This window comes from Brenneria sp. L4-2C (genome assembly GCF_040240335.1).
GTDB lineage: Bacteria > Pseudomonadota > Gammaproteobacteria > Enterobacterales > Enterobacteriaceae > Brenneria.
The window spans coordinates 150,853-160,684 of the sequence record NZ_JBEIAC010000010.1; the positions used below are offsets into that span (position 1 = coordinate 150,853).

The 9,832-nt window shown below is 54.7% G+C and carries 9 protein-coding genes; 4 read left to right on the forward strand and 5 right to left on the reverse strand.

Features of this window, described 5'->3' with window-relative positions:
- Positions 1 to 162 precede the first annotated feature (162 nt).
- Both sodA and fdhD read right to left on the reverse strand, forming a co-directional pair.
- A complete protein-coding gene (gene sodA / locus ABRZ26_RS15760; protein WP_319605093.1) occupies positions 163 to 789 on the reverse strand; it encodes a superoxide dismutase [Mn] in 627 nt (208 codons plus the stop codon).
- Between the two features lie 289 nt (positions 790 to 1,078).
- Positions 1,079 to 1,897 (reverse strand): formate dehydrogenase accessory sulfurtransferase FdhD, encoded by an 819-nt coding sequence (gene fdhD, locus ABRZ26_RS15765; RefSeq protein WP_319605094.1) that lies wholly within the window; start codon positions 1,895 to 1,897, stop codon positions 1,079 to 1,081.
- A gap of 303 nt (positions 1,898 to 2,200) precedes the next feature.
- Here fdhD and exaC point away from each other — a divergent pair, with 303 nt between their 5' ends.
- Together exaC and ABRZ26_RS15775 are read left to right on the forward strand one after the other, a co-directional pair.
- On the forward strand, positions 2,201 to 3,736 hold the full coding sequence (gene exaC, locus ABRZ26_RS15770) for an acetaldehyde dehydrogenase ExaC (RefSeq protein WP_319605095.1): 1,536 nt from the start codon (positions 2,201 to 2,203) through the stop codon (positions 3,734 to 3,736).
- A gap of 219 nt (positions 3,737 to 3,955) precedes the next feature.
- A complete protein-coding gene (locus ABRZ26_RS15775; RefSeq protein WP_319605096.1) occupies positions 3,956 to 4,948 on the forward strand; it encodes an acyltransferase in 993 nt (330 codons plus the stop codon).
- Between the two features lie 6 nt (positions 4,949 to 4,954).
- On the opposite strand, the gene ABRZ26_RS15780 is transcribed toward ABRZ26_RS15775, so the two are convergent.
- The 3 genes from ABRZ26_RS15780 to ABRZ26_RS15790 form a co-directional block, all read right to left on the reverse strand.
- Positions 4,955 to 5,881 (reverse strand): GlxA family transcriptional regulator, encoded by a 927-nt coding sequence (locus tag ABRZ26_RS15780; RefSeq protein ID WP_319605097.1) that lies wholly within the window; start codon positions 5,879 to 5,881, stop codon positions 4,955 to 4,957.
- Between the two features lie 3 nt (positions 5,882 to 5,884).
- Positions 5,885 to 6,430, reverse strand: coding sequence for an isochorismatase family protein (locus ABRZ26_RS15785; protein ID WP_319605098.1), 546 nt, complete (start codon positions 6,428 to 6,430; stop codon positions 5,885 to 5,887).
- A gap of 228 nt (positions 6,431 to 6,658) precedes the next feature.
- Positions 6,659 to 7,234, reverse strand: coding sequence for a DJ-1/PfpI family protein (locus ABRZ26_RS15790; RefSeq protein ID WP_319605099.1), 576 nt, complete (start codon positions 7,232 to 7,234; stop codon positions 6,659 to 6,661).
- A gap of 398 nt (positions 7,235 to 7,632) precedes the next feature.
- On the opposite strand from ABRZ26_RS15790, the gene argG reads away from it, so the two are divergent.
- Together argG and ABRZ26_RS15800 are read left to right on the forward strand one after the other, a co-directional pair.
- Positions 7,633 to 8,976, forward strand: coding sequence for an argininosuccinate synthase (argG, locus tag ABRZ26_RS15795; protein WP_319605100.1), 1,344 nt, complete (start codon positions 7,633 to 7,635; stop codon positions 8,974 to 8,976).
- A 750-nt stretch (positions 8,977 to 9,726) separates the two neighbouring features.
- A partial coding sequence (locus tag ABRZ26_RS15800) for an Rpn family recombination-promoting nuclease/putative transposase (protein ID WP_319605111.1) occupies positions 9,727 to 9,832 on the forward strand: 106 nt, incomplete at its 3' end.

The window sequence follows — 9,832 nt, forward strand, 5'->3', positions numbered from 1 at the left end:
ATCGGCAATAAGTAATAAAACTTTAACATCTTCCGTGACGGCGCGGCGATGAAAAATAGGTATGAAAAACAGAAAGTAAAAAGAAAATAAAAAACCGGAATAACAATTTGTTATTCCGGTTCTGTTATCAAATATGAATTGACGGGTAATTAATGCGGCCGATTATTTTTTCGCTTCCGAGAAACGTTTGGCGGCTTCGTCCCAGTTGACGACGTTCCAGAACGCCTTGATATAGTCAGGACGACGGTTCTGGAATTTCAGGTAGTAAGCGTGTTCCCAGACGTCCAGCGCCACAATCGGATAGCCGGAAGCGCCGGAAATGGCTTCGCCCATCAGCGGGCTATCCTGATTGGCGGTGGAAACAACGTCCAGTTTGCCGTCATCTTTCAGTACCAGCCAGGCCCAGCCGGAGCCAAATCGGGTTGCGGCGGCCTTTTCAAATTTTTCTTTGAAAGCGTCGACGCTGCCGAAATCGCGTTCAATGGCGGCTTTCAGATCGCCGGTCAACGTCGTACCCAGTTTCAGGCCTTTCCAGAACAGGCTATGGTTGGCGTGTCCGCCCACGTTGTTGCGTAAAGCGGTCTTTTTATCCGCCGGTACTTTGTCCAATTGCGCGATCAGTTCTTCCGGCGTCAGTTGTGCGAATTCAGGCAGGGATTCCAGCGCTGCATTAGAATTATTAACGTAGGTCTGATGGTGCTTGGAGTGATGGATTTCCATCGTTTGTTTGTCGAAATGTGGCTCCAGCGCATCATAAGCATAAGGCAGTGGCGGTAGTGAATAACTCATGTTTAGCATCTCCGTGGTTGTCGTACCTAAGTGTTGTAGTACTGAAAACAGGTATCGTACACAATTATTCTAGTACACAAAATTTTGCGGCACCGCTTTTGTTAGCACCGCGTAAGAATTAGGTTCATTATAGTTAATTAAATGATATTGAAAATGATTATTCTTGTTTGAAGGCGTTTCCGCTTGTTGTTTTAGGGCCGTATAACAAGCGGTTATGTGCTTCTGCTATGTGATGAAACAAATCAGTCTAAGTAATGCGTCATCAGACTAAGCTTTTTGATCCCGGCCGTTATTCATGCAGCCGCTGCGGATGAGTATAGATGGTGCAGCGCCCCGGACGACAAAATCCCGCCAGCGTCAAATTGCATCGCTCGGCGACCTCCACGGCCAACGAGGTGGCGGCGGAAACCGCAAACAGGATCTCCACGCCGCACATGGCGGACTTTTGCACCATCTCGTAACTGGCCCGGCTGGAAACCAGCACGGCGCCTTGCCGCCAGGGGTTTTTCGCGCGCATGCCGAGCAGTTTATCCAGCGCGACGTGGCGTCCGACATCCTCGCAGCCGCCGCTTAGCGCGCCCTCCGGCGTAATCCAGGCCGCGGCATGCGTACAACCCGTCAACTGACCCACCTGCTGTACGTTCTTCAACTGCGTCAACGCCGACTCAAGGCGGCCGAGCGAAAAAGTTTGGGTAAAGGGCAGGGGCGTAACGGGCTTGCCGATCTCCGCCAGTTGCTCCACGCCGCAGACGCCGCAGCCGGTACGGCCATCCATCGACCGACGCCGTTCTTTTAAACCAGCGAAGCGGCGGCTGGAAAGCTCGATCTGAACTTCAATGCCGTTGCACGCCGGTTGCACGTCTATGCCGTAAATATCCTGCGGCGACTGGATGATGCCCTCGGACAGGGAAAATCCCAGCGCGAACAGCTCAAGATCTTTCGGCGACGCCATCATCACCACATGTGAAATACCGTTATAGACCAGCGCCACCGGCACTTCCTCCGCCAGCCAGTCGGCCTGCGGCTGCGCCAGCGTCCCCTGATGGCTGACTGTCCGCCTGCATGCGCCTGTCGGCAGCGCGATCGTTTGTGGATTAACGCTTTTCACCTGGAATACCTGTGTTCGTGTCGCTGATTCATACCGGTATTATTTCACCGCCTCCCGGCCGATGCGAACTTTTCTCTGCGAACCGCGATCGCGCGTGGATTGCTGGTTGCTTATTTGTTTATTTATGGTTGCAAAAATGTGACCCATCTCGAAGAGTGACTATTTCTCCCTGCCTGGGCGCTGTCATAAACGCCGATCCCTGCTTACGATTTAACCATGTTCCCTGACTCACGTTCGTTTTCACATTGCCCCTGTTTTCACTGCGGCTCCGCCGCGTACCCAGACCGCGAGAAGGAGATTGACATGGCATATGACATCGCTGAAAGCCGGACGACGACCGGTGAATACGACGCGCTTAATCTGAAAAAACGTTACGACAACTTTATCGGAGGAGCTTGGGTCCCGCCTGATGAGGGAGAGTATTTTGTTAATCTCACGCCGGTGACCGGCCAGCCGCTGTGTGAAGTCGCCAGTTCCACCTCGCGGGATGTCGATCACGCGCTGGACGCCGCCCACCAGGCGAAAGCCGAATGGGGCGCCATGTCCGTGCAGCAACGCGCGCTGCTTCTGAACCGCATTGCCGACCGAATGGAGCAAAACCTTGAACGTCTGGCGATGGTGGAAACCTGGGATAACGGTAAACCCATTCGGGAAACCCGCGGCGCGGATGTGCCGCTGGCGATTGATCACTTCCGCTATTTTGCCGCCTGCATTCGCTCGCAGGAGGGGGCTATCAGTGAAATCGACGGCGATACCGTGGCCTATCATTTCCATGAACCGCTGGGCGTCGTCGGCCAGATCATTCCCTGGAATTTCCCGCTATTGATGGCCTGCTGGAAAATGGCGCCCGCGCTGGCGGCGGGAAACTGTATCGTGCTTAAGCCCGCCAAGCTGACGCCGGTGTCGGTGCTGGTGCTGATGGAGTTGATTCAGGATATTCTGCCGCCGGGCGTGATTAACGTGGTGAACGGGTCAGGCAGCGAGATTGGTGAATATCTGGCGACCTCGAAGCGCGTCGCCAAAGTGGCGTTTACCGGTTCGACGGAAGTAGGTCAGCAAATCATGGGTTATGCGGCGCAGAACGTGACGCCGGTTACGCTGGAGCTGGGCGGCAAATCGCCTAATATCTTTTTTGCGAATGTGATGGATAAAGAAGACAGCTTCTTTGACAAAGTGTTGGAAGGGTTCACGCTGTTCGCCTTTAATCAGGGCGAAGTCTGTACCTGTCCGAGCCGGGCGCTGGTTCAGGAATCCATCTACGAGCGTTTTATGGAGCGGGCGATTAAGCGCGTGGAATCCATTCGTATCGGTCATCCGCTGGACGACAAAACCATGATGGGCGCTCAGGTGTCCGCCGGACAGATGGATACCATTCTCAACTACATCGATATCGGTAAGAAAGAAGGCGCCCGCGTGCTGACGGGGGGCCAGCGTAAAGCGATGCCCAGCGACCTGGCGCAGGGATATTATCTGGAACCCACGATTCTGTTTGGTAAAAACAGTATGCGGGTGTTCCAGGAAGAGATCTTCGGGCCGGTGCTGGCGGTGACGACCTTCAAAACTATGGATGATGCGCTGGAGATCGCGAACGACACCGAATACGGTCTCGGCGCGGGCGTATGGAGCCGCAACGGCAGCGTGGCCTACCGGATGGGGCGCGGTATTCAGGCCGGACGCGTCTGGACCAACTGCTACCATGCTTATCCGGCGCACGCGGCGTTCGGCGGTTACAAACAGTCGGGCATCGGACGCGAAAACCACAAGATGATGCTGGAGCATTACCAGCAAACCAAATGTTTGCTGGTGAGCTATTCGGATAAACCGCTGGGGCTGTTCTGATTCGCTATCGCGCCTCCGCTTTGCCGGCGGAGGCGCGACGGGCGAGTCCCGGCAATTGAATGTTTTATGCGCGACAACACCATTTTTATACCGCCCGCTGGCGCGCGCCCGAGGTAGGGCGCGCATGGCGGCGTCTCGTATTCAGCCCATTCCCCATTGTATGGCTTATCAACAGGCTCTACCCTGTGCGATATCCTTTGTCTCTCCAAGAGGTTATGCATGACCGGGAAGATCGGCTGGATTGATAACCTGCGGGCGGTGGCCTGCCTGATGGTCGTTCTGATTCATAGCACAACCTACTACATCACCGCCGGCGGCGCGCCGGGCGATACGCACTGGGATGTGGCGAATATCCTTAATTCGGCCTCGCGGGTTTGCGTGCCGCTGTTCTTCATGATTTCCGGCTATCTGTTTTTTGGCGAGCGCAGCGCGCGGCAAAAACATTTTCTGCGGATTGGCTTGTGTATTCTGTTTTATAGCGTCGTCTCGCTGATTTATATGGCGACGCTAACGCCAATCAACCCGCTGAACGCCGCCAGATATTTCCTGCAAAAACCGATTTTTTATCACCTGTGGTTTTTCTATGCGATTGTGGTGATCTATCTGCTCTCACCGTTAATTCACGTCAAGCCCGTGTCGGGCAAGTATCTGGCGATTTTCATCGTGGCGCTGGCGGTGATTGCCAACCCCAATACGGGACAGGTTGATTTTGCCGGCGTTAAGCTATTGCCGGTAAACCTCTATGTCTACGGCGATACCTTTTACTATCTGCTGTATGCGCTGGTCGGCCGGGCGCTCGGCATGCTGGATATTCCCCGGCGCGCGGCGCTGGCGGCCATTCCGGCGTTTATTTTGTGCGTGTTGCTGGTGGCGATGGGAACAAAACATCACTCGTTGCTGAACGATAATTTCAATCAGACGTTTTACCTCTACGGCGGCCCGCTGGTTTTTCTGGCGGCGGTCAGCCTGCTGATGGCGTTCAAACGTTATCTGAACCACCGCGTGCTGCCCGGATTTGATCTGATATCGCGCCATTCGCTGGCGATTTACGGTTTTCATGCGCCGATCATTCACTATCTGCGCACCCACGGTATGGATATCCCGTCGCAGCCTGTGTTGGATATCTTTTACATCTTCAGCGCCGCCTTGCTGGGTAGCCTGCTGTTGTCGATGGCGTTACAGAAAATCGACAGCCGGCGTCTGGTCAGTTAAGGCCGGTTACTCGTCTTGCTGTCTCTGGCGCAGCTGCGCGCGGCGTAACTGGCGGGCCGAGGAAAAACCGGCCAGCAGGGCGGATTTCTCCAGCCCTACGCCCTGCCGCAGACGCTGTTGCGCGACCGCAACGCGCAGTCGCTCATGGTATTCACGTACGCTGATCCCCAGATGTGCGCGGAACAGGCGGGTGAGGTGGCGGCTGCTGACATGCACTTTGTCCGCAATGACGGAGAGCGGCCACGCGGCTTCCGGCTCGGCGGACATGATGTCCTGCGCGCGGTGAATAACCGGATGCAGATGATTGCGATACTGTAGCCACGGCGAAAGCTGCGCGTCGCTGCCGGTACGGCGGAAATAGACCACCATCTCGCGGGCAATCTGCAATGCGCTGCGGGTATCGAGAAGTTGTCCGACCAAATGCAGCGCAAGATCGATACCGGCGGTAATGCCGGCGCTGGTATAGATGCCGCGGTCTTCGACAAAAATGCGGTTATCTTTAACCTGAGCCAGCGGCGCCGACTGAGCCAAACGTGCAATAAGATTATGGTGGGTGGTGCATTGGTAGCCATCCAGCAAGGTGGCCTGCGCCGCCAGCAGCGCGCCGGCGCACACGCAGACCAGCGTCAGGGTTTGCGCGCTCAGCGCGGGCTTGAGCCGTTCCAGCCAGCGGCGGGCGGCTATCGTCTGCGGCAGGGAAAAATGATGCAGGGAATCGGTCACGCCGGGGATGATGAGAATACCGCCTGCCGGCAGGGCGTCGGGCAACGGCGCCAACCGGCTCAGCGTCAGTCCGGTAGAACAACGCACTTCGTTTTCCGGGCCGATATGGTGCAGATCGAACTGCCCGGCCAGCCGCAGCGTTTCGGCGGGGCCGGCTAAATCAAGCGCCAGTACGCCGGGCAGCGTAAGGAAGTAAACCTGTTTTCTCATCTGTCAGTTGGCCAGTTTTTCCAGACATTCATCCACGCTGCAAATCGCCGCGAAGCGATCGATCAATACCGTTTCCGTCCGGTGTTTTAACTGTTCGGCGCTCAATGTCACGCCCCGATGCGTTATCGGAAACGTCATGGTCGCCTCGGTGACGAAAGTGACGCGATAGCCGAGATCGGAAGCGACGCGGGCGGTGGTTTCGCAACACTGCTCGGTACGCATGCCGGCGATAATCAGATGTTGGATCGCATGGTCGTGCAGCCACTGCTGAAGGCCTGACTCGGTAATGGCATTATGCACATGTTTGTGGAACTGCGCATTCGGCGTATGCGTTAAGAACGGCAGGCGTTTTACATGGCCGGATGCCAGGGAGAACGGGCCTGCGGGCGCGACATGGAAGATATCAATCAGCGCCGCGCCCTGTTGTTGACAGCCTTCAATCAGGCGTAGCAATGCCTGCCGGAATGCCGGGACATCCTGTTCCTGCCAGAAGGGACGCTGCTGGAATGATTCCTGAACGTCGATAATCAGTAATGCGCTGTGAGACATGGTATTTCCCCGTTAGTCAGATGCGGTATGTGCTGTTTGCTAGCCATGATGGGCTAATCGCGCGGGGTAAAGAAGGCCAAATCGGGACATGATGGCGCTAAATCAGGACGATTTTACAGCGTTGTCTGCGGTGAGGCTGACGATCCGGGCGGCAGCACGATGGCGAGGCAGGGTATCAGGGGGAATAAGCCGGCAGCGCGACACATCACGTCGCGCTGAAGAGGTGATTTACTCGGGTACGCGCCAGTAGTCGTAATCGATATGTTCAACCTGAAAATTCGTGTCTTCCTTATCGCCGGTCAGCCGGTAGGCGATAGTGAAGGCGAAATCAAACGCGACGCCCAGTCCTTTACCGCTGATCAGGTTGCCGTCTTCGACGACTTTCTCGTTGACGTAGGTTCCGTCGGTCACGTTTTGCCACAGTTCGCCCGAGCACACATAACGTCGGCCTTTCAATAAATGATTGCCGCCCAGTACGCGCGCCGCCGCAGAACAGATTGGGCAGATCAACCGGTTGGCTTCATCGTGGCGGCGAATGAATTCAACCACCAGGGGATTGGCTGCCAGATTGACCGTTCCCTGCGGGCCGCCGGGAATAATTACCGCGTCAAACAGGACATCGCGATTCCTTTCCAGCAGGTCATCGGCAAACATACGAATATTGTGATAGCTGTACAGCTCCAGCCTGTCGTCGCACGACAGCATGGCGACATCTATTTTCATGCGGTGCAGTACATCAATCACCATAATCGCTTCTGCTTCTTCAAAACCGGGAGCCAGCAGAATGGCGACTTTTTTAGACATAGCATCTCCAGCAATATACTGAGGGAGAAAGCAGAATAGCAAAGAATCCAAATAAAATGAAACGATGTTTTATTTTTGTAATTTGGGTCGCGTAACCGGTCTTTACCGCTTAGCGTGTTGATGAAATCGCGTTATACTCGACCACTTGGGCGCAAATCGAGTGCGGATTTTTTTTGCCTAAAGCACGACTCTTCTCTTCCTGTGCCGGCAAAAAGATGATTAAATTATCACTCACTTATTTTGCATAAATATGCATTTCCTGAGAGCGGTTTTGCCGATAAGACGAACCGGACCAAACCGCCATTCGGCGAAGTCATGGCCTCTCAGCAATGTATTGCGTAACATAATGGTATAGCAGCTAGTTTCTAGCCATCGATCTTCGAGCAGGGATTTTATTTATGACAACGATTCTCAAACATCTTCCGGTTGGTCAGCGTATTGGTATTGCGTTTTCCGGTGGTCTGGATACCAGCGCCGCACTGCTTTGGATGCGTCAAAAAGGCGCGGTTCCTTATGCTTATACCGCGAATCTGGGTCAGCCGGATGAGGATGATTACGATGAGATCCCTCGCCGCGCGATGGAATACGGCGCGGAAAACGCCCGGCTGGTCGATTGCCGTAAGCAACTGGTTGCGGAAGGTATCGCGGCAATTCAATGCGGCGCTTTCCATAACACCACCGCCGGCGTCACCTATTTCAACACCACGCCGCTGGGGCGCGCGGTAACCGGCACCATGCTGGTTGCGGCGATGAAAGAAGACGGCGTCAATATCTGGGGCGACGGCAGCACCTATAAGGGCAACGATATCGAGCGTTTTTATCGCTATGGTCTGCTGACCAATGCCGAGCTGCAAATCTACAAACCCTGGCTGGATACCGACTTTATCGATGAGCTGGGCGGCCGTCAGGAGATGTCCGAGTTTATGACGCAGGCCGGTTTTGATTACAAAATGTCGGCCGAAAAAGCCTATTCCACCGACTCCAATATGCTGGGCGCGACGCACGAAGCCAAGGATCTGGAGTTCCTGAATTCCAGCATCAAAATCGTTAACCCGATCATGGGCGTTAAATTCTGGGATGAAAACGTAAAAATCGCGGCGGAAGAAGTGACGGTTCGTTTTGATCGCGGCCATCCGGTTGCGCTGAACGGCAAAACGTTCGCCGACGATGTGGAACTGATGCTGGAAGCCAACCGCATTGGCGGACGTCACGGCTTAGGCATGAGCGACCAGATTGAAAACCGTATTATCGAAGCGAAGAGCCGCGGTATTTATGAAGCGCCGGGAATGGCGTTGCTGCATATCGCTTATGAGCGTCTGCTGACCGGTATTCACAACGAAGACACCATCGAACAGTATCATGCCAATGGCCGTCAACTGGGTCGCTTCCTGTATCAGGGACGTTGGTTCGATTCCCAGGCGCTGATGCTGCGTGATTCTTCTCAACGTTGGATCGCCAGCGCCATCACCGGCGAAGTCACGCTGGAGCTGCGTCGCGGCAACGACTACTCCATCCTGAACACCGTTTCCGACAACCTGACCTACAAGCCGGAACGGCTGACGATGGAAAAAGGCGATTCCGTATTCTCGCCGGACGACCGTATCGGTCAGTTGACCATGCGTAACCTGGATATCACCGATACGCGTGAAAAACTGTTCAATTATGCGAGTACCGGGCTGCTGTCTTCTTCCAAGGCCGGCGTGCCGCAGGTCGAGCAGTTGCAGGATAAAAGCAAAAAATAATTCACAGCGGCTCGACAGTTAGCTGATGTGACGGCCCGGCGGCGTTTTGCGTCGCCGGGCTTTTTTTATGGCGTGCTGAGGAATCCCCACAAAAATAATTTTTTTGTATTTTATATTTAAAATGCTGATATTAAATATAAAATCAGTGTTTAAGCTGTTCACCCCATGGCGTAAGAAATTACGCTGAGATGGACGACCCCGCGAATGAGCCGCAAGGATGCGGCTCAAGCCAGTGCTGCGTCGGACAAAAACGCCTGGAGCGTTTTTGAACAGCACTTGTGCTGGCCCGCAGGGCGAGCCCCATGGATGGGGCGAGTATTCCGCGTCACTGGCGGTTCGAAAAAGGGGACGCCCGCCGAAGGAACCGCGTTAGCGGCGTGATTTCAGCCACAAGCCCGGGTCCGGAGGGTGGTGGCGTTTGAACCACCCTGCGTCGGGCGCGTGCTACGACGTAGCAGAAAAATGGCGGCTTTATCGCGCACGAAATATTCTCCGGCGTTACATATTTCAATTTCTGGGGATCCCTCAGCCATCCGGGTCGTCGCAAGAGACGTTAAAAATTGCTCCTGACAATTTTTTCTTGCGGGCTATCCCTGCCCGCCACCCTTCGGGCCGTCGCAAGCGACGTTAAAAATTTCTCCCGGAAATTTTTTCTTGCGAGCGTGTTTGCAGGGTGGGGCGTATTACCTTTACCCGCGAGCGGCAGGCGTTATCGTGAGTTCTTAGGGAACGCCATTCGCCAGGGACGACATGCAATCACATGATAAGGTATTCAAACTTTTTCTCAGCGATATTGCTGTGGCGCGGGATTTTCTGTCCATCCATCTGCCGCCGGATATAGGTGAACGCTGCGATT

Excerpts from the sequence above, each read along its gene's own strand:
- ABRZ26_RS15780 (WP_319605097.1), bottom strand. The coding sequence starts at position 5,881 with ATGAGAAAACAGGTTTACTTCCTTACGCTGCCCGGCGTACTGGCGCTT.
- ABRZ26_RS15785 (WP_319605098.1), bottom strand. The coding sequence starts at position 6,430 with ATGTCTCACAGCGCATTACTGATTATCGACGTTCAGGAATCATTCCAG.
- argG (WP_319605100.1), top strand. The coding sequence starts at position 7,633 with ATGACAACGATTCTCAAACATCTTCCGGTTGGTCAGCGTATTGGTATT.
- ABRZ26_RS15790 (WP_319605099.1), bottom strand. The coding sequence starts at position 7,234 with ATGTCTAAAAAAGTCGCCATTCTGCTGGCTCCCGGTTTTGAAGAAGCA.
- exaC (WP_319605095.1), top strand. The coding sequence starts at position 2,201 with ATGGCATATGACATCGCTGAAAGCCGGACGACGACCGGTGAATACGAC.
- sodA (WP_319605093.1), bottom strand. The coding sequence starts at position 789 with ATGAGTTATTCACTACCGCCACTGCCTTATGCTTATGATGCGCTGGAG.
- ABRZ26_RS15775 (WP_319605096.1), top strand. The coding sequence starts at position 3,956 with ATGACCGGGAAGATCGGCTGGATTGATAACCTGCGGGCGGTGGCCTGC.